This is a genomic window from Kribbella sp. NPDC051952, from assembly GCF_040680855.1.
Taxonomy (GTDB): Bacteria; Actinomycetota; Actinomycetes; order Propionibacteriales; family Kribbellaceae; genus Kribbella.
Window position 1 is genome coordinate 205,732 of record NZ_JBFAXQ010000006.1, and the last position, 20,984, is coordinate 226,715.

Sequence of the window (20,984 nt, forward strand, 5' to 3'; positions counted from 1 at the left end):
CACAAGGTCCCTAGAGGCGGACGATGCCGTTCGGGGTGTCGAAGACGGCGGCTACCAGGCCGGGTTGGCCGTTGGGGCCTACCCAGGCGACGTCGAGGTCGTCCAGAAGGTGGTCGGCGGGGTGGCCGATCCAGTCGGTGACGCGGGCTGGGTCGCCGGCGATCTCCAGGGCGGTGAGCTTGACGCCCTTCCCGCCGATCGACGGGTGCTCGCTCAGGTCGTCCCAGTGGATGAAGAACGGGAGCTGCGGGTCGGCGATCAGACCCTTCACCCCGATCTGCCGCCAGGTCAGGTTCACCCCGTCCGGACGATGCCGGTTCCCAGGCACGGACTGCCGCCCGAGTCGCGTCTCCATCCGCTCCATGTCGCGGACCGCCACGACCCAGCCCAGCCAGCCGCCGCCGAGCTCCTTGCGAGCCCGGACCGCCTGGCCGAACGGCGCCTTGTCGGAGGCCGGGTGATCGAGTACGTCGACCACCTCGATGTACCGGTCGTTCTCCAGCGGAAGGACGTGGTTGACCGTGCCGAACCGCGGGTGCACCCCGCCGTCGACGAACTCCGCTCCGAGTAGCGCGGACAACCGCTCCAGCGTGGCCCGGCAACCATCAGGACCGCACGCGTACGACAGATGATCCAGACGCATGCCAGTCATTCTGGCCTGCCCCACCGACAGCCGCCGTACCCGGGGTGTGTCGCCGGACGAGCGTACTGGGATCTTCTCACCGTAGGACGTTATTAAGTCGCGAAGATACCAAGATGCTTGTTAACTTCTCACGGATATCACTCGCCCAGGGGCCTGACGGCCTCGCAACAGAGAAGGACCGAGCACATGCAACTCCGCTCGAGAAAGGCCGGCGCACTGGCGATCGCAGGGATGACCTGCGCCGCGATGTTCGCCGGTGCTCCCGAGGCGTCCGCGATGACGTGGGAGTACCAGATGCACACCGACGACGGAGATCCCGGTGGCGTCATCAAGTTCACCCGGGACGGCGACTACATCCAGCTGTGCGACATCGAGGCGGACGGCTGGGCCGTCAGCGGTCAGGTGAGCGACAACACCAACGGCTATTCGCTGCAGATCGGCGGCAACGGTCGTTGTACGACGGTCAACGCCAAGACCCATGACCTGAAGGAAGACGTGCACATCTCGGTCCGGGTCTGCCTGATCAGAAGCGGCCGCGAAAGCTACTGCGACACCAGTTCCTGGTTCAACGGCTAAGGGGAATTCGATGAATCATCTGTCCAAGAAACTCGGCATCCTGGCGGCCGTCGGCGTGACCTGCGGCTCGGTGCTGACTGCCGCTCCGCAGGCGTCCGCCGCCAGCTGGGACTACACCATGCACACCGACGACGGAGATCCTGGCGGCCTGGTCCGCTTCAAGGCGAACGGGGACTACGTCGAGGTCTGTGACATCGAGGAGGACGGCTGGGCCGCCTATGCCTTCGTCACCGACGACAAGCACCCGTACCACATCCGGGCCGGCGGGAACGGCAACTGTTCGGTGGTCAGCGCCGCCACGGCCGGGCACAACCTGAACGAGAACCAGCACATCCACTTCGAGGTCTGCCTGGTGAAGTCGTCAGGTGGCAACGACATCTACAGTTACTGCGACACCAGCTCCTGGTGGAACGGCTGACCAACGCCAGCGTCACCTGGAGGCAGAGTGAGGCAGGAACAGTCGCACCGCCTCCAGGTGTGTCGGGCGGTGGATCGCCTAGGGTCGGGGCATGCGCACAGTCGTCATTGGTGGGACCGGTCATATCGGCACGTACCTTGTTCCGGAGCTCGTCCGGCTCGGTCATGAGGTCGTCGTACTGAGTCGCGGTGAACGTAAGCCGTACCAGTCCAACGCCGCCTGGGACCGGGTCGAGCTACTCTCCGTCGACCGGGCCGCGGAGGACGCCGCGGGCACGTTCGGCAAGCGGGTCGCGGACCTGCGGCCGGACATCGTGGTCGACCTGATCTGCTTCACCGAGGACAGCGCCCGGCAGCTCGCCGACGCGGTCGAGGGAAAGATCCAGCACCTCCTGCACTGCGGCACGATCTGGGTGCACGGCCCGAGCGAGGTCGTCCCGACCCGTGAAGACGTACCACGCAAGCCCTTCGGCGAGTACGGCGTACAGAAGGCGGCGATCGAGGCATACCTGCTCGGCAAGGCCCGCCGCGACGGCCTACCGGTGACGATCATCCACCCCGGTCACATCTGCGGGCCCGGCTGGACCCCGGTGAACCCGGCCGGAAACTTCGACGTCGCCGTCTACGAGAAGCTTGCCCACGGCCATGATCTGGTCCTGCCGAACCTCGGCATGGAGACGCTCAACCCGGTTCATGCCGCCGACCTCGCGGGCATCTTCCTGGCCGCGATCTCGAGCCGCTCGACCGCGATCGGCGAGAGCTTCCACGCGGTGGCGAGCGACGCGGTGACGCTACGCGGCTACGCGCAGGCGGTCGCCGACTGGTTCGGCCAGGAGGCCAACCTCAGCTATCTCCCGTTCGACCAGTGGAGCGAGCAAGTCCCGGAGCAGGTCGCCAAAGCGACCCAGGACCACATCGGCCACAGCCCGAACTGCTCGATGGAGAAGGCCGCCCGCCTGCTCGGCTTCCGCCCGCGCTACTCCGCGGTGGAATCCGCCCTCGCCGGAATCAGCTGGCTGGTCGACAACGGCAAGATCACTTAGAGGCGGGGTGCGGCAGCAACGGCCGCGCCGCCTCCAGGTGCTGCTTGCAGAGCTCCGCGAGTACGTCGTACGCCTTGAGCCCCATCAGTGTCTGGAGCTCGACCTTGCTCGACTCGAAGACAGCCTCGACGCCGATGTGGGCCTCGGTATTGCCGGTGCAGTACCAGTCCAGGTCGTGACCGCCCGGACCCCAGCCGCGCCGGTCGTACTCACCGATGCCGACCTCGGTGTACGTCGTACCGTCCGGGCGCTCCACCTCGCGGAACGTGCGGCGGATCGGGAGCTGCCAGCAGACGTCCGGCTTGGTCTCGACGAAATGCACGCCGCGCTTGAGCGCGAGACCGTGCAGCGCGCAGCCGCCGCCACCGGGGAAGTCCGGGCGGTTCAGGAAGATGCAGGCACCCTCCCAGACCCGGGTCTTCCGGTCGCCCTCGTCGTCGGTCTCGACCCAGCCGTTCTTCCGGCCTTCCTTGCGGAACTGCCAGTCGTCCTTGCCCAGGTCCTTCACGTACGCCTTGACCCGCTTCTCGTCGTCGGAGTCCGAGAAGTGTGCGCCGAGGGTGCAACAGCCGTCGTTCGGCCGCCCTTTGTAGATGCCCTTGCAACCACCGCCGAAGATGCAGGTCCAGTTGGACGCCAGCCAGGTCAGGTCGCAACGGAAGACCTGGTCCGGGTCGTCGGGATCGGTGAACTCGACCCACGCACGGGGAAAATCGAGAGAAACCTCAGGCACCCCGAAAGCGTACGCGCCCAACCCGCACAACTGCGAACGACGACTCCGCAAGAGGCCACTAATCCGGTTGTCCAGTAGCGTGAGGGTATGCGGCTCGGCGTACTCGACGTAGGTTCCAACACCGTCCACCTGCTCGTGGTGGACGCACACCGCGGTGCCGCGCCGCTTCCGGCGTACTCGCACAAGACCGAGCTGCGGCTGGCCGAGCACCTGGACAAGAACGGCAAGATCGCCGACTCCGGCGCCGACGGACTGGTCTCGTTCATCAAGGAAGCGTCCGTCCTGGCCGAGGACAAGGGCTGTGAATCGGTGCTCGCGTTCGCCACCTCCGCGCTGCGGGAGGCGCCGAACGGCGAGAAGGTGCTGGACCGGGTCCGGCACGAGACCGAGGTCGATCTGCAGGTGCTGAGCGGCGAGGACGAGGCCCGGCTGACCTTCCTGGCGGTACGGCGCTGGTTCGGCTGGTCCTCGGGTCGCCTGGCGGTCTTCGACATCGGCGGCGGGTCGCTGGAGATCGCGGCCGGTTCCGACGAGGAGCCGACGGTCGCCGTCTCCGTCCCGCTGGGCGCCGGCCGGCTGACCCGCGAGGGGCTGACCAACGATCCGCCGGACAAGGACGAGGTCCGGGCGCTCCGGCGGCGGATCCGGATCGAGATGGCCGCGGTCGCCGGTCCGGTCCTGCGCGCCGGCAAGCCGCAGCGAGCCGTTGCCACGAGCAAGACGTTCCGTTCGCTGGCCCGGATCACCGGCGCGGCACCCTCCGACGACGGCCCGTACGTTCCGCGCTCGCTGAACCGGGCCGACCTGGCCGACTGGATGCCGAAGCTGACCAAGATGTCCGCGTCCGAGCGGGCCGAGCTGCCCGGGGTGTCCGTCGGCCGGTCGTCGCAGCTGGTCGCCGGCGCGATGGTCGCGGACGCGGTGCTGGACCTCTTCGACCTGTCCGCTCTCGAGGTCTGTCCGTGGGCCCTCCGTGAAGGCGTCATCTTGTCCCAGCTCGACCAGCTGCAACCCCGATAGGTTCGCGATGAACACCAGCAAGACCGCGCGGATCGGCCTGTCCACCGCGTCCGTGTACCCCGAGTCGACCGCGAGTGGATTCGAGCTCGCCGCCCGGCTCGGGTACGACGGTGTCGAGGTGATGATCGGGATCGATCCGCTGAGCACCCAGATCGACGCGATCAAGCGGCTGATCGACTACCACCAGCTGCCGGTGCTCGCGCTGCACGCGCCCACCCTGCTGATCATGCAGCGGGTCTGGGGAACCGATCCGTGGAGCAAGCTCGAGCGGAGTGCCGAGGCCGCGAAGGAGCTCGGTGCCGAGGTGGTCGTCGTCCATCCGCCGTTCCGCTGGCAGCGCGACTACGCGCGTGGGTTCGTCGAGGGGATCGCCCGGCTGGAGGAGGAGACCGGTGTCATCCTGGCGGTCGAGAACATGTACCCGTGGCGCGCGCCCGGCCGGGATCTGCAGGCGTACGCGCCCAGCTGGGACCCGCGAGAGCAGAACTACGCGCACATGACCCTCGATCTGTCGCACGCCTCGACTGCCGAGCAGGACTGCGTCGAGCTCGCCGCAACGATGGGCAAGAGCCTCACCCACGTTCACCTGACCGACGGGACCGGATCCGCGAAGGACGAGCACCTCGTGCCCGGCCGCGGCACCCAGCGGGCCGCGGGCCTGCTGGAGGATCTGGCGAACCAGGACTTCCGCGGCCACATCATCATTGAGATCAACACCCGCCGCGCCACCAGCCGGTCCGAGCGCGAGGTCGACCTGGTCGAGTCGCTCGATTTCACCCGCAAGCATTTCGCTCGCTCATCGCGTCGTACGTCGTTCGCGGTCACGCCGGAGGGTGAGATCTCGGAACTCACGCCATGACCGCCAGCACTGGCCGGCGGGGTGTTGGCCGACGGCCGGGTGGCCCGGACACTCGCGGTGAGATCCTGCGAGCGTCCCGGGAATCCTTTGCCCAGAAGGGGTTCAGCGCCACCTCGATGCGCGCGGTCGCCCGGGAAGCCGGGGTCGACGCGGCCCTGGTGCATCACTACTTCGCCAGCAAGGACGAGTTGTTCATCGAGGCGATGGCGATCCCGGTCGACCCGCGTCAGATCGCTGCCCGGATCGTGGACGGACCGCAGGACGAGATCGGCCGGCGGATCGCGACCATCTTCCTGGGCATCTGGGAGTCGCCCGAGGGCCGGCAGCGGATGACGGCGATCTTCCGGAGCGTCGTGACCAGCGACGAGGTCGCCCGGCTGATGCGCGAAGGCATCACCCAGATGATCATCGGGCCGGTCTCGAAGACGCTCGACGTACCCGACGCACAGCTTCGCGTCACGCTGGTCGCGACCCAGTTGATCGGTGCCGCGATGGCCCGCTACCTGGTCGGACTCGAGCCGGTTGCCTCTGTTGATCTGGCCACCTTGATCGATCGGTTGGCACCGGTCCTCCAACTCCACCTGACGGGCTGATGGACCTACCCACCGACGACGAGATTCTCGCGTTGCATCGTGATGCCGCACCGACCCGCGACGCCTTCGAGTCCGTGTATCCGCACTGCGTGCTCGTCTGTCGGATCGCCGAGCAGTACTTTGCCGGCCTTGATGTCGACACCGATCTGGTCCGGGCGGGCGCGCTCCTGCATGACGTCGGCGTCTATCGCCTCTACAGCCCGACCGGCGAACTCAACACGATCGAGTATGTGCGGCACGGCGTACTCGGTCATGAGTTGTTGAAGGACCTCGGCTTCCCCGAGGAGATCTGCCGCTTCGCCTCCCGGCACACGGGCGTCGGCATCACCCGCGACGAGGTCCTGCGGGGAGCGTTGCCGATTCCCGTCGACGACTACGTGCCCGGGTCCGGCGAGGAGGAACTTGTCATGTACGCCGACAAGTTCCACAGCAAGCGCACTCCGCCGGTGTTCGTGAGCGGCGCGTCGTACCAGGTGGCCGTCGGCCGGTGGGGTGAGGAGAAGGCCGCCACGTTTGCGGCCCTCCGGGCGCGCTACGGGGATCCCGAGCTCGCCGCGCTGGGCGAGTCGACCGGGTACGCCGTCATCTGACGGCTACGAGTGGTTGCCAAGTGTCGTCGTGCCCGCTAAATTCATCACATGATGAAAAATGCGGTGAGTTGCCGGGGCGTCGTGGTGGTGCGCGGCGACCGGGAGGTCCTGCACGGGGTCGACTTCGACCTCCGGGCCGGGACGGTGACCGGGCTGCTCGGGCCCTCCGGCTGTGGCAAGACGACCCTGATCCGGGCGATCGTCGGTCTGCAGGCACGCGTGAGCGGCGATGTCACCGTCCTCGGGCTGCCCGCCGGAGCTCCCAAGCTGCGCGGCCGGATCGGGTACGTGACCCAGGAGCCCAGCGTGTACGGCGATCTGACCGTCACGGAGAACCTGCGCTTCTTCGCCGCCGTGCTCGGGGTTCCTGCGGAAGATGTGGACCGGGTGATCGACGCGGTGGACCTGCGTTCGCACGCGGATGCCCGGGTGGACCGTCTGTCCGGCGGGCAGCGGTCGCGGGCCTCGCTCGCCGCGGCCTTGCTCGGCAACCCTGAACTGCTCGTCCTCGACGAGCCGACCGTCGGACTGGACCCCGTCCTCCGGCGTGATCTCTGGGAGCTCTTCCATTCGTTGGCCGACGCCGGTGCGACGTTGCTCGTCTCCAGTCACGTGATGGACGAGGCTTCGCGCTGTGACCGGCTCCTGCTGATGCGCGACGGCGACCTGCTCGCCGACGACACCCCGCAAGCCCTGCTCGACTCGGTCGGTACGGACGACATCGAGCAGGCGTTCCTCACCCTGATCGACCGGAAAGCAGGTGCACGATGACGCTCCGAGTCACCTTCGCCGTCGCGGCCCGAGTCCTCGCGCAGCTCCGGCGTGACCACCGTACGGTCGCGATGCTCGTCGTACTGCCGGCCTTGTTCGTCACCCTGATGTGGTGGATGTTCCACGATTCACCCGGCGCCTTCGACCGCTTCGGCGGTCCGCTGCTCGCGGTGTTCCCGGCGATCATCATGTTCGTCGTCACGTCGGTCGCGACCCTGCGGGAACGCTCGAGCGGGACGCTGGCGCGACTCTTCACGATGCCGATGGCGAAGCTCGACTTCCTGCTCGGCTATGCGCTGGCGTTCGCGGTGATCGCCGTCGTCCAGGCGGTCGTGGTGGTCTCGATCGCCTTGTATGCCTTGGATCTCGACATCCGGGGCGCGGCCTGGCAACTCGGTGTGGTTGCCGTTCTCGATGGTGTTCTGGGTACGGCGCTGGGCTTGTTCGCGAGTGCTTTCGCGGCGACCGAGTTCCAGGCCGTGCAGATGATGCCGGCGGTGATGATCCCGCAGATCCTGCTGTGCGGACTGCTGGTTCCGCGGGATCAACTACCGACGGTTCTGCATGCGGTGAGCGACGTACTGCCGTTGTCCTATGCGGTCGACGCGGTCATCGGAGTTGCCCAAGGCAATGGGTTCACCACCGGGACCGGGGGAGACGCCGTGGTGGTGCTCGCGTTCATCCTGGCGGCACTCGGATTGGGCGCGGCGACGTTGAAGCGGCGTACCGCTTGAGTCAGCGGATGACGTCGTACACGAGCTTCTGGATGCCGTTGGCGTAGGACTCGCTCTCGACGACCTGGAGGCGCTGCTTGTCCTTGTCGGTCTCGCTGAACAGGCGCTTGCCGGCGCCGAGCAGGACCGGGAAGACCAGCAGGTGGTAGCGGTCGATCAGGCCGGCGTCGGACAGGTTGCGGTCGAGGGTGGCGCTGCCGTGGATGATGATCGGCCCGCCCTCGGTCTGCTTGAGCGCGGCGACGTCGTCGAGCGAGCGCAGGATGGTGGTCTCGCCCCAGTTGGAGACCAGGTCCTCGTCCTGCAGGGTGGTCGAGACGACGTACTTCGGCATCACCTTGTAGCCGGGGAAGTCGGGCAGGTCGGGCCAGACCGGCGCGAAGGACTCGTAGCTGGCCCGGCCCATCATCATGGCCGCTGCCTCGTCCTGCTCGCGGCCCTTGAGCTCGAACGACGCCTCGTCGAACGGGATGTCCTTGAACGTCCAGCCGGCGTTGCGGTAGCCGGCCTCTCCACCCGGCGCCTCGACGACGCCATCGAGCGAAACGAACGCGGTCGCGATCAGGGTACGCATCATGTGCTCCTTGTGAGTTCCACCGTGCTGTCATCACTGCGTCGTCCGAGCCCGGCTGGACTGGACACATGATCCCTGTGACCCGGGTCACGGTGGTTTGCGAGAGATGGGCGCCCACGTAAGGGCGCCCATCTGTTGATCCCTTGATCGCATCGAGCTCAGCGGGGTTGCCGGGGTTCCAGGACCTTGACGACGTTTCCGTTCTTGTCGTAGGCGGTGGCTTTGAAATCGGTCATCTTGGCCGTTGTCGGTGCGCTCAGCCAGATGTAGGCGAACCAGCCGTCGGTGACCGGAACGTCGCTCCCCGCCGCCGAGCCCATCTGCAGGTGGATCCGGGTTGCCGTGCTCGCCACCCGGCCCCAGGCGCGGGCCTCCCAGCAGTGCTTTCCGGACGAGCATTGCTGGCCGCTCAAGTCCTTACCGGTGTAGAGCTCCGCGCGTTGCGAACCCTTGGCCTCGGTGAGAATCGGGTCCTGCGCGTGCCGCAAAGAGTTCAGGTTCATGAAGGTGGTCCCACGCATCACCATGCCGCCGTTCAGCGAGTTCTTCTCGATCTCGCAGGCGATCGCGGTTCGCCCGTTGGGTGCCACCGCGGTCAGCAGGATGCTCGGCCAGGTCTTCGACCGCGCCGAAGCGACGATGTGCCACTTGGTGACATCAACCCAGGTCTGCGCGGAACAGTTCAGCAACTGGGTGGCCGGATCGGTCGGAACCGGATCCTTCCGGACCTTGGCCAGCAGTGCGGCCGTCGGCTTGTCCCCGCCGGGGATCGTGCACAGATACATCTTGTCGCCGATCTTGGGCTTGCCGCCGGTCATCGCCCGGTCCCCGATCCGGTATCCGCCGACGGTGTTCGCCAACGGACCCTTCATGTCCGGAAGCCGCAGCCGGCAACGGCGCAGCGCCTCCGCGTTGCTGATAGGCGCGCCGACGACATCGTCGCCGCGCGGTATGCCCTGCACCTGCTCGAACAGTGACGTCTGCTCGGGGGCGACGACAGTCTTGTTGCCGGGGGCACCAAGATTGGGGAGCTGGCTCGCGGCCAGGGCGACGATTGCCACCCCCGCCACGGCTCCGCCGGCGGTCAGGAACTTGCGCCGCCGCCGGCCGCGCCGACCGCGGGCCAGGAGCGCGTCCGGGTCGAAAGGGTCCAGTTGTTCTGCGTCGGCGATGCGGTTCAGCTCCGCCTCGACCTCGCGTACGTCTTCCATCTCGTTCTCCTTCACAGCGCCCGGCTCCGCCGTCGCGTCAGATCGATGGCTTGCCGGAGAGTGCTGAGGCCACGCGCCGCCTGGCTCTTCACCGTGCCCTCGGAACAACCGAGGATCTCGGCGGTCTGTTCGACGGACAGGTCCTCGTAGTAGCGCAGGACGACGCAAGCGCGTTGTCGCGGCCCGAGTCCGCGGAGTGCCTCCAGTACTTCGTCCCGATCGGCGTGCCCGGCGACGAAGTCGTCCCGATGCACCCCGTCCGGTACGTCCGCAGTGGAAACCTCCCGCCGCCACGGTCGCCGGTGCCCGTCGTGGGCCGCGTTGACCACCATCCGGCGGGCGTACGCGAACGGATTCCCCACCCGCTGGATCTTCGGCCAGGACAGGTACAGCTTGTACAGCGTGTCCTGGACGATGTCGTCCGCCCGATGCCGATCTCCACACACCAGGAACGCCGTCCGCCGCAACGAGCCGCTGGCCGAGGCAACGAACTCCACATAGTCCCGGTCCCGCTCCGTCATCCCGCCTCCACTCTCCATGTCCCCCTCAAGACGGAAGCCGACTGCGGCGGGGTTGCACGGGGAATTACCCGGCGAGATGTGACACGTTGTGCCAGGCCGGGTCGGCCTCGACGGTGACCTTCACCTGGCCGTGGGGCCAGCCTTTGGTGGCGGCTTGGAGCTGGGCGCCGGCGGGCGTGGTGCCGTCGGTGTAGTAGTGCAGGATCCGGGTCCCGTCGGAGGTCTCGTGGGCCAGCAGATGTCCGGACCCGCCGAGACGATCCGTCAGGTGGTCCTCGAACTGCCGGAGCTCGTCCAGCATCTCGGACTCGGGCAGCCCGTCCTCCCGTACGGCGGGATACCCGATCTCCACCGCCACGTGCGTATCGAGGTGGGGCCGCCGAATAGACCGCAACGGGTACTCCGCGGTCGCGATCAGCCGATGCCCGTCGCGCGTACCCTCCAGCATCTTCCAGGCCGGACTCCCATCCTCCAGCGTGTGCTCGGCCGCGAACCCAGCCACCGCCGGCAGCAGGGACCCGATCCCGACCGCGTCCACCGGCGGAACCTCGAGCGTCTCGATCGCCCCGACCCACGTCTCCACCATCTCCTCGCCCAGCACCAGGTCGAGGATCAGAAACGTCACCCGCCGCTGCACATCCACCGGCAGCGAAGGAAAGGTCGGATGATGTACGCCGACGTGAATCGAAGCGGCATCCGGTTCCACCGAGACCACCGCCTCCTCCACCGGGATCGGCGGCAGCCCGTCGAAGCGGATCGTGAACGCAGGACCCGGCCGGCGCAGGTCGGCGTACTCCCAGATCTCGTCGGACGGCGGCGCCGCGCGGAGCCAGCGACGGGCGACGGCGCGGTGTTCCGGGTTCCCGGCGGCGGTGACGATCAGCACGTGCTGGGCGTACAGGCCGGGCCCGAGCTCCCACTCGAGGTCGGGGTGGATCAGCCCGATCCGCTCGGTCAGCGCCGGGCTGGCCCCGGTTGGTTCCTGCCGGGCGACGGCGTCGGCTACCTCGCTCGCCCCGGAAGCGGTCCACCACGACCAGAACGCGCCGATCGGATCGGCCTCCACGACGGTCCGCTTGCGACGCTTGAAGATGGGCATACCGCAATCCTCTCCGACCAGGGGTGCGAGCCCCAGCGGAGAGAACACCAGTGGCGCCGCTGGTGTGGTCCCGGCCACATGATTAGGGACCGTCCGGTTCACGCGCGTAACCTGCTGACACCACTGGCAAATACGGGGCCGGGTGGGTTCATGAGGAGGAGAATTCAGTGCTTCGGCGAGTCCTGCTGGGCATGTCCCGCAGCCCCCAGATCAAGAAGGCCGTGTCGTCACTCCCGGTGTCCAGTGGCATCGTGTCGCGATTCGTGGCCGGCGAGACCACCCCGGAGGCTGTGCTGGCCACCGAGAAGCTGGTCAGCAACGGCCTGAACGTCACGCTCGACCACCTCGGTGAGGACGTCACCGACCTGGCCGCGGCGACCGCGACCGCGGAGGCGTACCTCGAGCTGCTCAAGCAGCTCGCCGCCGCCGGCCTGACCAAGCACGCCGAGGTCTCGGTGAAGCTCTCCGCGGTCGGCCAGGCGCTCCCGGGTGACGGCGAGAAGATCGCGCTGGAGAACGCGCGGACCATCTGCCACGCGGCCCGCAACGCCGGTACGACGGTCACCCTCGACATGGAGGACCACACCACCACGGACTCCACCCTGGGGATCCTGCGCGAGCTGCGCCAGGACTTCCCGGAGACCGGGGCGGTCCTGCAGGCGTACCTGCGCCGTACCGAGAGCGACTGCCGCGACCTGGCCTACGCCGGGTCCCGGGTCCGGCTCTGCAAGGGTGCGTACAAGGAGCCGGAGTCGGTCGCGTTCCAGGAGAAGCGGCAGGTCGACAAGGCGTACGTCCGGGCCATGAAGGTGCTGATGAACGGCACCGGCTACCCGATGATCGCCTCGCACGACCCGCGGCTGATCGCGATCGCCGGTTCGCTGGCCGAGCGCGCCAAGCGGCAGCCGGGCAGCTTCGAGTTCCAGATGCTGTTCGGAATCCGCCCCGAGGAGCAGCTCCGCCTGGCCGGCCTCGGTCACACCGTGCGGATCTACATCCCGTACGGCGAGGACTGGTACGGCTACCTGGTCCGCCGCCTCGCCGAGCGCCCCGCCAACCTCCAGTTCTTCGCCCGCTCCCTGATCAGCAAGAAGTAGTCCGGCGCCCACGTCGTAGTCTGTGGGCCATGACTAGTCGGGTGGCCATTCTCGGGGCCGGTGTGATGGGGGAGACGTTGCTGTCCGGGCTGATTCGGGCCGGACGGCGACCGGACGAGCTCCTGATCACCGAACGCCGGGAGGAGCGCGCCGCCGAACTGCGGGAGCGGTACGGCGTCGACGTCGTGTCCAACGTGGACGCGGCGGCGAAGGCCGACACCCTGGTCCTGGTGGTCAAGCCCCAGGACATGGGTGACCTGCTCGCGGAGATCGCCCCGGCGGTCCGTCCGACCCAGACGGTGGTCTCGCTGGCCGCCGGCATCACCACTGTCTTCGTGGAGTCCCGGCTGCCTGAGGGGGTGGCCGTCGTACGCGTCATGCCGAACACCCCGGCGCTGGTCGACGAAGGGATGGCCGCGATCTCCCGCGGTGCGCACTGCGACGAGAGCCATCTCGTCCTCGCGGAAGGCCTGCTGGCCGCGACCGGGAAGGTCATCCGGGTCCCGGAGAAGCAGCAGGATGCGGTGACCGCGATCTCCGGGTCGGGTCCGGCGTACCTGTTCTTCGTGGTGGAGGCGATGATCGAGGCCGGCGTCCACATGGGCCTGCCGCGGAGCACCTCCACGGAACTCGTCGTACAGACCGTGGTCGGCTCGGCGAAGCTGCTGCGGGAGACCGGTGAACACCCGACGGTCCTGCGCGAGCGGGTCACTTCACCGGGCGGGACGACGGCCGCCGCGGTCCGCGAATTGGAGGACCACAAGGTCCGCGCCGCCTTCCTGTCGGCGATCGAAGCGGCCCGCAACCGGTCGCGGGCGCTGGCCGCCGAATAACACCACAGCCCTAGCTGGCGTTATTGTTGGCGCCGCACTCTCCTGCCGTGTTCAAGGGATGGTCCCGCCCATGGGTAATGGTTCGGTCGATCCGGCCACTGCGCCTGCACCGCAACAGGAGGACACACCGCAGCTGCCCTGGCGGGTGCCGTTGGATCCGGCGCCCTGGTGGGCCTGGGCGTTGTTCGTCCTCCCGTTCATCGTCGTACCCGCGCTGAATTCCTGGCTGTGGATGGGTGCTCGCGACATGCTCGCGGTCGCCTTGCTCACGATCATCGGCGCCTCGGTCGTCCGCGTCGCCGGCGGCGTTGTGCTGTACCGGGTCGTGCTCCACCCGACCGCGCTGAAGGCCCGGACGAGCATGCTGATCCGCAGCCTCGCCTGGCAGGACGTGGACAAGATCGAGGTCGGTGACGACAACGTCGTCCTGTTCCGCGGCCAGGACGAGAGCGAGATCAACGGCATCCCGAAGGACCGCACCGCCGAGGTGGCCGCGGTGATGGAGGCTGTCCGCCACCAGTCCGCCGACACCCCGGTCCGCCGTCACCGCCCCCGCCCGGGAATCGGCGCCCTGCTGGTCCTCCTCTACCTCATCCTCTCCATCGGAGCCTTCCTCCTCCGCTGGCACATCGTCGTCTGACCGGGGGGATTGGGGAGGATCCTGTGCCGTTCTGGGGGCATAACCCTCCCCACATCCGCTAGTTCGCCCACGGGCCCTCGCCCGAGATGCGGTCGATGGTGATTCGGGCGATCACGCCGGTGTCCCAGATGCCTTCGCCGAAGGGGAATTCGGGGAGGTTCAGGTAGCGCTGGGACTGGCGGTCCATCAGGGCCTTGTAGTCCGCGGGGATGCCCGGGCCTTCGAGTTTCGCCGTACCGCGGATGACCAGGTACTGCGTGATGCCGCGGTGGCTCACTTGGTCGTCCTGGATCAGGAGCGTGACTCGTGGGTCGCGCAGGAGGTTGCGGGTCTTGCGGTGCGGGTGCTGGATGCCGAGGAGGATCTCGTCGCCGTCGCGTTCGGCCCAGACCAGCGACGCCTGCGGCGAGCCGTCGGGGTCGATCGTCACGATGGTGACGTCCCGCGGGGCGTCGAGGAGGCGGTGCGTGCTGGCTGGAAGGATGCTCATATCAACGGACGGTAGACACCGCCGTGGGAACCGCTGGGTACCCTGACGGCCGTGGATGGATTGGATCCTGGCAACGTCTTCCTCGCCGACTGCCCGGCCCGGCTCGCGGTCGAGGTGATCGCGGACAAGTGGGCCGTCGTCGTCCTCTGGGGACTGCACGACGGACCGCAGCGGCACTCCGAATTGATCACGTTGATCGGCGGCATCTCGAAGAAGGTGCTCACGCAAACGCTGCGGCGTCTCCAGGCGAACGGCCTGGTCGACCGGCAGGACTTCGGCGGCGTCCCACCCCGGGTCGAGTACGAGCTGACCGACCTCGGCCGCACCCTGATGGTGCCGATCCGGATGCTCACCATGTGGGCAGAGGAGAACGGCGAAGCGGTGCTCGAAGCCCAAGAGAGAGGATGACGCCATGGACTTCTCTTTGTGGCCCGCTGCGTCCCGTCCGTGGTCGGAAGTACTCGAAGGCGCTGAGTACGCCGAACGCACCGGCTGGCACGGCGTGTGGATAGCAGATCACTTCATGCAGAACGGCGACGACCTCTCCGTGCCGGTCAACGAGGCGATGGCCCTGGTCGCCGGCCTCGTCGCCCGGACCGAACGGGTCCGGGTCGGCACGATGGTGCTCGGCAACACCTACCGGCACCCCGCGGTCGTCGCGAACGCGGCCGCGACGATCGACCAGATGAGCAACGGCCGGTTCGTCCTCGGGATCGGCGCGGGGTGGCAGGTGAACGAGCACGAGGTCTACGGCATCGAGCTCCCGCCGGTCCGGGCCCGGCTGGCCCGGTTCGAGGAGGCCTGCCAGGTGATCAAGGGCCTGCTCGGTCACGACCGGACCACCTTCGACGGCACCTACTACCAGCTCGAAGGCGCCCCGCTCGAGCCGAAGCCCGCCCACCTGCCGCTCCTGATCGGCGCCGCCGGGGAGAAGGTTGCCCTCGGCATCGTTGCCCAGTACGCCGACGAGTGGAACCACTGGGGCCGCCCGGACCTGGCCGCCCACAAGGGCAAGATCTTCGCCGAACACTGCGAACGCGTCGGCCGCGACCCCAAGACCGTACGCCGTTCCGCCCAGACCATGCTGGAGATCGTCGTACCCGGTGACACCGAGGCGATCGAGCGCAAGGAACGTCTGGAGAGCCGAGGCGGCCACGTCATCATGGGCTCAGCCCAAGAGGTCCTCGACCTGGTTGCCCAGTACCCCGAAGCCGGCATCGACGAGCTCCTCGTCCCGGACGCCTTCCTGGGCACGGGAGACCGCCGCTTCGAAGCCCTCGAACGCCTCCGCGAAGAAGTCTTCGCCAAGATCTAGCGCCGCAACTACTTCGCGAGCTCCAGGGCGGCGACCACGGGCCAGTGGTCGCTGGGGAGGCGGTTGTCGGGGCGGTGGTGGGAGACGGTCGCGTCGGTCACTGACCAGGAGTTCGAGACCAGGATGTGGTCAATGCGATTGTCGTCCACCGCGCCGGTGAAGTTGTGCCAGCTGCCGCCGGCCTCGAGCGGTACGGCGAGGCGCAGGCCGGACTCGATCAGCGTCTTGAGGGGTGGCGAGTCCGGCGTCGCGTTCAGGTCGCCCATCACGATCCAGGGCAGGTCACCGGTGGTCCAGCGCGCGATCAGGCGGGACGACTGCAACTGCGCGACCTCGCCGGCGTGGTCGTAGTGCGTGTTGACGACGCCGATCGTCGTACCGTTGCGGTGCCGTAGCCAGACCAGCGTCGCGATCCGGGTCAGGTCCGCGTCCCAGCCGACCGATCCCGGCGTACCCGGGTCGTCGGACAGCCAGCGGGTCTCGTGCTTCTCGACCCGCCAGTCGCCGGGCCGGACCAGGACGACGGAATGCTCACCGGCGTTCATTCCGTCGTCCCGGCCGACGCCGACGATCTCGTACTTCGGGAACCGCCAGCGCAGGTACTCGAGCTGGTCGGGCAGCACTTCCTGCAGCCCGACCACGTCCGCGTCCAGGTACTCGATCGCCGCCACCGCCGCGTTCCGCCGTACCGGCCAGGCGTTGTCGCCGTCGGGTGCGGAGGAGTTGCGGAGATTGAAGGTGGCCACGCGAATACCTGGGCGAATCTTCATGGTGCAGATCCTGCCAAACCCATCGCCCGCTCGGCCGCCCGGAGTCGGGGCAGGCTGGCTTCGAGCGCCCGGTCCCGGCCGTGGGCGAGCAGTTCGTTGACCGCGCCCGGGTCGTTCGCCAGCCGCGCGTACTCCTTCTGCAGCGGCTCGATCACGGCCAGGACCGCGTCCGCGACATCCCGCTTCAGCTCGCCGTACGACGAGTACGCCGTGGCCAGCTGGACCGGGTCACCATCCGTGCAGGCCGCCAGGATGTCGAGCAGGTTCGTGACGCCGGGCTTGGTGGCCTCGTCGTGGCGGACCTCGTTGTCGGAGTCCGTCACCGCCCGCATCACCTGACGCCGGATCACGTCCGGCGGGTCGAGCAGCCGGATCGTCCCGACCGCGTCGTCGGCCTCGGACTTGCTCATCTTCTTGGTCGGGTCGGCCAGATCCTTGACCCGCGTCGCGTACGCCGCCTTCGCCAGCTGCGGTACGACGAAGGTCTCGCCGTACTCGCGGTTGAACCGGATCGCCACGTCACGCGCCAGCTCCACGTGCTGGGACTGGTCACCGCCGACCGGGACCCGGTCCGCGCCGTACAGCAGGATGTCCGCGGCCATCAGGCACGGATAGGTGAACAGCGAGGCCCGTGTCATCGGCCGGCCCCGGCCCTTCTCCTTGTACTGGATCATCCGGGACAGCTCACCGACGTACGACGTGCACTCGAGCAGGTAGGCGAGTTGCGCATGCGTGGGTACGTCGGACTGGACGAACACCGTGCCGGGCGCTGTCCCGGCCGCGAGCATGAGCGTCGCGAACTCCCGGGTCAGGGCCGCGAGTCTGCGTGGATCGTGTTTAGTCGTCATCGCGTGCAGGTTCGCGACGAAGTAGAAGCCCTCGGGATCCGTGAACCGGCGCAAGGCGCCGAGGTGGTTGCCCAGCGTCAGACGGCCGGACGGGGTGATGCCGGAAAGCGTGGTCATGTCAGTGCCCTTCGGTGTGTGATGCCCCACCGAGGGCATGAAAAAGGCCGCCTCGGCGAGGCGGCCTTTTGGATGCGTGTGAACGCTGGGGACCGCCCTAGACGGCCCACCACAGCTGCAAGTTTGTGTTCACACGAGGATGATAACCCATGACCGGGGCGGTGGGGTGGGGAAGGAATTTAGCGCGGGCTGACCAAGGCTTGGACGATGAGTTCGTTGCGGGCGTCCTGTCCGAGCGGGACCGTCGGGTGGACGCCGTCGCGCAAATAGTTGGCCAGGCGGTACGGCTTGACCCAGAGCCATTCGGCCCAGCGGATGATCCGCAGGTTCGGGTACTTCTCCTGCTCGTCGTACAGCTGCATGTTGAGCCACGAGCTGTTGCGCTGGTCGGCGAGCTGGAACGGCGCGGTCACGGCCTTGCGGACGACCTGCAGGTTGACCCAGAACACCGTCCGGTTCGAGCCGACGATGCTCATCGCCCGCTCGACCTGCGCCGCGAACTTCGGCGGGTCGAAGATGTCGTTCGATCCGCTCGCCATCAGGATCCGTCGCGGCAGTCCGTACGTCGTCGCCCACTGCTGCAGCGCGTCGACCGCGCCGGACGTGGGCCGGCTGGACCAGTTGTGAACGGCCATCTGGCTGCCGTCGCGCTTCAGCAGCCGTGTCGCCAGCGCCTTCCCATCCTGGACGGAGATGCTGTCGCCGAACATGTACACGCCGTTGGTCTCGCGGGTGTGCTGGATCTGCGCCGCGGTCGAGATCGCCTTCGTCCCGTTGGCCCACGGGCCGAGCGTGCCGGAGCCGTAGAGACCGCCGGGGGTCGCGGTGGCGGAACTGGTGGCGGCCGTCGCGGTCAGGGTCGGGACGACAACGGTCGAGGCGGCGACGGCTGCCCCGGTCGTAAAGATTTGCCGTCGGTTGGGTTTCAACGAACTCAAGCGCTTCCTCACGGAAAGGAACTGTGCGGCCTGAGGACCGAGAGGCGCAAGTCCGGTTCTGCATCGTTGCACGAACGTGCCAACGCCTCGATCGCGGCGGAAATAATACAGGCCTAGTCCGCGATCGGTAACCCTCCGCAATGGGTTCGCGCCTGAGTTTCCCGGTTTTCCGGAATTCTGTAACGCCTTGCAGTGCTTGAGCGATGAAGCAGCTGTCGGACGAGCGCCTGTCGAACGGGTCGGCGCGGCTCTGGAGGGGTGCCGCGTCAATCCGTTCGTCTGACTAGTCAGCCGACGTCGCAGTATCGGTCAACGCGGTGAGCAGCGGGCCCGCGATGGCCAAGATTTCTTCCGGGTCCGCATCCAGCCCGTCCAGCCGCACCAAGTGCCGCCCGATCACGAGCCCGAGTGTCAACGCTCCGATCACGCCGGAGCGCAGGACGGCGTCCTCGCCCGGCAGCTGCGCTGCCACCTGGCGCTGCTGCCCGGTCATCGCGGCGCGAACCTCTTCGGCCGCCTCCGGGTGGCTGAACATTGCCCGCAGCGCAGCGAGGGCCGCGGCCGGCTCCTCCGCGAGCTTCTGGGTGAGCCCGGCTCGCAGCAGCTCGGCGATCTGCGCCGGCGAGCCCTCGATCGGCCCGTCCGGGGGGATCGTCGCCGCTTGGGCGAACAGCTTCTCCTTGGATCCGAAGTACCGCATCACCAGGCCGGGATCGCTGTCGGCCGCCGCGGCGACCGCGCGGATCGTGGTCCGGTCGTACCCGTGCTCGCCGAACAACCGGCGCGCCGCCGTCAGGATCCGCGCTTCTGTCCGCTGTCGCTGCTCCGCCCTCGTGGTCACGCGTTCAGTCTACGCATGTTGACTCAGCTCGGTGGCTAGGTCTACGGTTTCAGTCAACGTGTGTAGACCGAAATGAGGAGAGATGATCCAGGCAATCGTGCTGACCTTCCTGGCCAGCCTGATGGGGACCAACGGCGTACCGCACTTCGTCGTGGGCATCAGTGCTCGCGAATACCCGAACCTGACCGGAAACTCACCGACCAGGAACGCGGTCGGCGGCCTGGTCGCGTTCGTCATCGCGGGTGCGCTGATCGTCGTCGCGCAGGTCGGTGAACACCCCTGGTCGGCCGCGATCGCCGGTGTGCTGGGTGCTCTGGTGATGACCGTCTTTCATGCCGGGGGTGGTGCTTTCCGGTTGAACAGAAGGTTTGGGAAACCCATGCCGAGCAGCGGAACGTTATCGTCGGGGGCATGAGCGGTGAGGCGATGCTGGTCTTTGACGACGGACTGACGGCGTACGACTTCGGCCGTGGTCATCCGATGAGTCCGATCCGGGTCGAGCTGACGATCCAGCTGGCGCGTGCGCTCGGCGTACTCGACGAGCTCAAGGTCGTGCCGGCGCCGATGGCGGACGACGCTCTGCTCGAGACCGTCCACACCGCCGAGTACGTCGCCGCCGTCAAGCGAGCCGGGGAGAACCCGGACGAACCGGATCCGGAGCACGGGCTCGGCGATCACGACACGTACTGCTTCCCGAACATGCACGAGGTGACCGCGCGCATCGTCGGTGCGTCGGTCGAAGCAGCCCGGGCGGTCTGGGAGGGCGACGTACTGCATGCCGCCAACATCGCCGGCGGTCTGCATCACGCAATGCCCAACCGGGCCAGCGGATTCTGCGTGTACAACGATCCGGCGATCGCGATCCAGTGGCTGCTCGACCACGGCGCCGAGCGCGTCGCGTACGTCGATGTCGACGTGCATCACGGGGACGGCGTACAGACCGCGTTCTACAACGATCCCCGGGTCCTCACCGTCAGCCTGCACGAGTCGCCGACCACCCTCTTCCCTGGCACCGGATCAGCCGGCGAGACAGGTGGTCCGAATGCTGAAGGTACGGCGGTCAACGTCGCGCTGCCCCCGGGGACGGGAGATGCCGGGTGGTTGCGGGCGTTCCACGCGGTCGTCCCGGAGGTGGTGAAGGCGTTCCGGCCGTCGGTGCTGGTGACGCAACACGGATGCGATTCGCACGTCGAGGATCCCCTGGCGCATCTGTCGAAGACGATCGACGGACAGCGGGCGGCGTACCTGGCCCTGCATGACCTCGCGCATGAGGTGGCCGGCGGGAAGTGGATCGCGACGGGTGGTGGCGGCTACGCGATCATCGACGTCGTGCCGCGGGCCTGGAGTCACCTGCTGGCGATCGTCGCGGGCAACCCGGTGGCCCCGGAGACGCCGGTGCCGGAGGTGTGGCGCGAGGAGGTCCACGGCCGGTTCGGGCGGGTCGCGCCGGTCCGGATGACGGACGGCCGGGACGCGTCGTACGTCGACTGGTCGACCGGTTACAACCCGGACACCTGGTTGGATCGCGCGATCAAGGCGACCCGGGAGGCCAGTTTCCCTTTGTTAGGTCTTGATCCGTCCTACTAGGTCATCCCTGGATCCCGGTTGAGTCACAGGAGTCCCCCTCTTTCCCATTCGTACCAACAGCCACTACGCTCATTGCATGCACGGACGGAGGTGCCGGAGGGGAAGCCGGCGCACGATCCGTGCT

General features: G+C 67.8%; 27 protein-coding genes. 16 read left to right on the top strand and 11 right to left on the bottom strand.

Annotated elements, in window-relative coordinates:
• Nucleotides 1-10: 10 nt before the first annotated feature.
• Nucleotides 11-643, bottom strand: coding sequence for a VOC family protein (locus AB0L70_RS14290; RefSeq protein ID WP_363683795.1), 633 nt, complete (start codon nucleotides 641-643; stop codon nucleotides 11-13).
• 186 nt (nucleotides 644-829) lie between these two features.
• Between AB0L70_RS14290 and AB0L70_RS14295 the strand changes: the two genes are divergently transcribed.
• The 3 genes from AB0L70_RS14295 (at nucleotide 830) to AB0L70_RS14305 (ending at nucleotide 2,679) form a co-directional block, all read left to right on the top strand.
• The gene (locus AB0L70_RS14295) at nucleotides 830-1,219 is read left to right on the top strand and encodes a hypothetical protein (protein ID WP_363683797.1); all 390 of its coding nucleotides are present in this window, start codon (nucleotides 830-832) and stop codon (nucleotides 1,217-1,219) included.
• Between the two features lie 10 nt (nucleotides 1,220-1,229).
• Nucleotides 1,230-1,637, top strand: a complete 408-nt coding sequence (locus tag AB0L70_RS14300) for a hypothetical protein (protein ID WP_363683799.1) — start codon at nucleotides 1,230-1,232, stop codon at nucleotides 1,635-1,637.
• 91 nt (nucleotides 1,638-1,728) lie between these two features.
• Nucleotides 1,729-2,679: an NAD-dependent epimerase/dehydratase family protein gene (locus tag AB0L70_RS14305; protein WP_363683801.1), complete on the top strand. Its 951-nt coding sequence runs from the start codon at nucleotides 1,729-1,731 to the stop codon at nucleotides 2,677-2,679.
• Here the strand turns inward: AB0L70_RS14305 and AB0L70_RS14310 are convergent.
• Complete coding sequence (locus AB0L70_RS14310; RefSeq protein WP_363683803.1) at nucleotides 2,672-3,412, bottom strand: hypothetical protein; 741 nt, start codon at nucleotides 3,410-3,412, stop codon at nucleotides 2,672-2,674. The two genes, AB0L70_RS14305 and AB0L70_RS14310, sit on opposite strands and share 8 nt — an antisense overlap.
• Before the next feature lie 87 nt (nucleotides 3,413-3,499).
• Here AB0L70_RS14310 and AB0L70_RS14315 point away from each other — a divergent pair, with 87 nt between their 5' ends.
• From AB0L70_RS14315 to AB0L70_RS14340, 6 genes are read left to right on the top strand one after another with little or no spacing between them, the layout of a single operon-like run.
• Complete coding sequence (locus AB0L70_RS14315) at nucleotides 3,500-4,432, top strand: Ppx/GppA phosphatase family protein (RefSeq protein WP_363683805.1); 933 nt, start codon at nucleotides 3,500-3,502, stop codon at nucleotides 4,430-4,432.
• A 7-nt stretch (nucleotides 4,433-4,439) separates the two neighbouring features.
• The gene (locus tag AB0L70_RS14320) at nucleotides 4,440-5,291 is read left to right on the top strand and encodes a sugar phosphate isomerase/epimerase family protein (RefSeq protein ID WP_363683807.1); all 852 of its coding nucleotides are present in this window, start codon (nucleotides 4,440-4,442) and stop codon (nucleotides 5,289-5,291) included.
• Nucleotides 5,288-5,884, top strand: coding sequence for a TetR family transcriptional regulator (locus AB0L70_RS14325; protein WP_363683809.1), 597 nt, complete (start codon nucleotides 5,288-5,290; stop codon nucleotides 5,882-5,884). Before AB0L70_RS14320 ends, AB0L70_RS14325 begins: the two co-directional genes overlap by 4 nt.
• Nucleotides 5,884-6,474, top strand: a complete 591-nt coding sequence (locus AB0L70_RS14330) for an HDIG domain-containing metalloprotein (protein ID WP_363683811.1) — start codon at nucleotides 5,884-5,886, stop codon at nucleotides 6,472-6,474. The genes AB0L70_RS14325 and AB0L70_RS14330 overlap by 1 nt, the downstream gene beginning before the upstream one ends.
• A 48-nt stretch (nucleotides 6,475-6,522) precedes the next feature.
• Nucleotides 6,523-7,245, top strand: coding sequence for an ABC transporter ATP-binding protein (locus AB0L70_RS14335; protein WP_363683813.1), 723 nt, complete (start codon nucleotides 6,523-6,525; stop codon nucleotides 7,243-7,245).
• The gene (locus AB0L70_RS14340) at nucleotides 7,242-7,979 is read left to right on the top strand and encodes an ABC transporter permease (RefSeq protein WP_363683815.1); all 738 of its coding nucleotides are present in this window, start codon (nucleotides 7,242-7,244) and stop codon (nucleotides 7,977-7,979) included. The genes AB0L70_RS14335 and AB0L70_RS14340 overlap by 4 nt, the downstream gene beginning before the upstream one ends.
• 1 nt (nucleotide 7,980) lies before the next feature.
• On the opposite strand, the gene AB0L70_RS14345 is transcribed toward AB0L70_RS14340, so the two are convergent.
• The 4 genes from AB0L70_RS14345 to AB0L70_RS14360 all read right to left on the bottom strand — a co-directional run bounded on the left by AB0L70_RS14345 (nucleotide 7,981) and on the right by AB0L70_RS14360 (nucleotide 11,384).
• Complete coding sequence (locus tag AB0L70_RS14345; protein ID WP_363683817.1) at nucleotides 7,981-8,553, bottom strand: dihydrofolate reductase family protein; 573 nt, start codon at nucleotides 8,551-8,553, stop codon at nucleotides 7,981-7,983.
• 158 nt (nucleotides 8,554-8,711) lie between these two features.
• Complete coding sequence (locus AB0L70_RS14350) at nucleotides 8,712-9,764, bottom strand: hypothetical protein (protein WP_363683819.1); 1,053 nt, start codon at nucleotides 9,762-9,764, stop codon at nucleotides 8,712-8,714.
• Between the two features lie 11 nt (nucleotides 9,765-9,775).
• The gene (locus tag AB0L70_RS14355) at nucleotides 9,776-10,285 is read right to left on the bottom strand and encodes a SigE family RNA polymerase sigma factor (protein WP_363683821.1); all 510 of its coding nucleotides are present in this window, start codon (nucleotides 10,283-10,285) and stop codon (nucleotides 9,776-9,778) included.
• 64 nt (nucleotides 10,286-10,349) lie between these two features.
• Nucleotides 10,350-11,384, bottom strand: a complete 1,035-nt coding sequence (locus tag AB0L70_RS14360; RefSeq protein ID WP_363683823.1) for a DUF695 domain-containing protein — start codon at nucleotides 11,382-11,384, stop codon at nucleotides 10,350-10,352.
• A gap of 167 nt (nucleotides 11,385-11,551) precedes the next feature.
• Here AB0L70_RS14360 and AB0L70_RS14365 point away from each other — a divergent pair, with 167 nt between their 5' ends.
• From AB0L70_RS14365 to AB0L70_RS14375, 3 genes are all read left to right on the top strand, one after another.
• Entirely contained in the window at nucleotides 11,552-12,481 is a 930-nt protein-coding gene (locus AB0L70_RS14365) for a proline dehydrogenase family protein (RefSeq protein WP_363683825.1), read from the top strand.
• 29 nt (nucleotides 12,482-12,510) lie between these two features.
• Nucleotides 12,511-13,314, top strand: a complete 804-nt coding sequence (gene proC, locus AB0L70_RS14370) for a pyrroline-5-carboxylate reductase (protein WP_363683827.1) — start codon at nucleotides 12,511-12,513, stop codon at nucleotides 13,312-13,314.
• Between the two features lie 70 nt (nucleotides 13,315-13,384).
• Nucleotides 13,385-13,954 (top strand): hypothetical protein, encoded by a 570-nt coding sequence (locus tag AB0L70_RS14375; protein ID WP_363683829.1) that lies wholly within the window; start codon nucleotides 13,385-13,387, stop codon nucleotides 13,952-13,954.
• A gap of 58 nt (nucleotides 13,955-14,012) precedes the next feature.
• On the opposite strand, the gene AB0L70_RS14380 is transcribed toward AB0L70_RS14375, so the two are convergent.
• Nucleotides 14,013-14,444, bottom strand: coding sequence for a TIGR03618 family F420-dependent PPOX class oxidoreductase (locus tag AB0L70_RS14380; protein ID WP_363683831.1), 432 nt, complete (start codon nucleotides 14,442-14,444; stop codon nucleotides 14,013-14,015).
• A gap of 51 nt (nucleotides 14,445-14,495) precedes the next feature.
• Between AB0L70_RS14380 and AB0L70_RS14385 the strand changes: the two genes are divergently transcribed.
• Nucleotides 14,496-14,852, top strand: a complete 357-nt coding sequence (locus AB0L70_RS14385; protein ID WP_363683833.1) for a helix-turn-helix domain-containing protein — start codon at nucleotides 14,496-14,498, stop codon at nucleotides 14,850-14,852.
• Between the two features lie 4 nt (nucleotides 14,853-14,856).
• Nucleotides 14,857-15,759, top strand: coding sequence for a TIGR03560 family F420-dependent LLM class oxidoreductase (locus AB0L70_RS14390; RefSeq protein ID WP_363683835.1), 903 nt, complete (start codon nucleotides 14,857-14,859; stop codon nucleotides 15,757-15,759).
• Between the two features lie 8 nt (nucleotides 15,760-15,767).
• On the opposite strand, the gene AB0L70_RS14395 is transcribed toward AB0L70_RS14390, so the two are convergent.
• The 4 genes from AB0L70_RS14395 to AB0L70_RS14410 all read right to left on the bottom strand — a co-directional run bounded on the left by AB0L70_RS14395 (nucleotide 15,768) and on the right by AB0L70_RS14410 (nucleotide 19,273).
• Nucleotides 15,768-16,529, bottom strand: coding sequence for an endonuclease/exonuclease/phosphatase family protein (locus tag AB0L70_RS14395; protein ID WP_363683837.1), 762 nt, complete (start codon nucleotides 16,527-16,529; stop codon nucleotides 15,768-15,770).
• Nucleotides 16,526-17,494 (bottom strand): tryptophan--tRNA ligase, encoded by a 969-nt coding sequence (trpS, locus tag AB0L70_RS14400; protein WP_363683839.1) that lies wholly within the window; start codon nucleotides 17,492-17,494, stop codon nucleotides 16,526-16,528. The genes AB0L70_RS14395 and trpS overlap by 4 nt, the downstream gene beginning before the upstream one ends.
• 179 nt (nucleotides 17,495-17,673) lie before the next feature.
• A complete protein-coding gene (locus tag AB0L70_RS14405) occupies nucleotides 17,674-18,444 on the bottom strand; it encodes a hypothetical protein (protein ID WP_363683841.1) in 771 nt (256 codons plus the stop codon).
• Nucleotides 18,445-18,715: 271 nt separating this feature from the next.
• Nucleotides 18,716-19,273: a TetR family transcriptional regulator gene (locus tag AB0L70_RS14410; protein ID WP_363683843.1), complete on the bottom strand. Its 558-nt coding sequence runs from the start codon at nucleotides 19,271-19,273 to the stop codon at nucleotides 18,716-18,718.
• Nucleotides 19,274-19,355: 82 nt separating this feature from the next.
• On the opposite strand from AB0L70_RS14410, the gene AB0L70_RS14415 reads away from it, so the two are divergent.
• Complete coding sequence (locus AB0L70_RS14415; RefSeq protein ID WP_363683845.1) at nucleotides 19,356-19,688, top strand: hypothetical protein; 333 nt, start codon at nucleotides 19,356-19,358, stop codon at nucleotides 19,686-19,688.
• Nucleotides 19,685-20,860 (top strand): acetoin utilization protein AcuC, encoded by a 1,176-nt coding sequence (locus AB0L70_RS14420; protein ID WP_363683847.1) that lies wholly within the window; start codon nucleotides 19,685-19,687, stop codon nucleotides 20,858-20,860. Before AB0L70_RS14415 ends, AB0L70_RS14420 begins: the two co-directional genes overlap by 4 nt.
• Nucleotides 20,861-20,984: the final 124 nt, after the last annotated feature.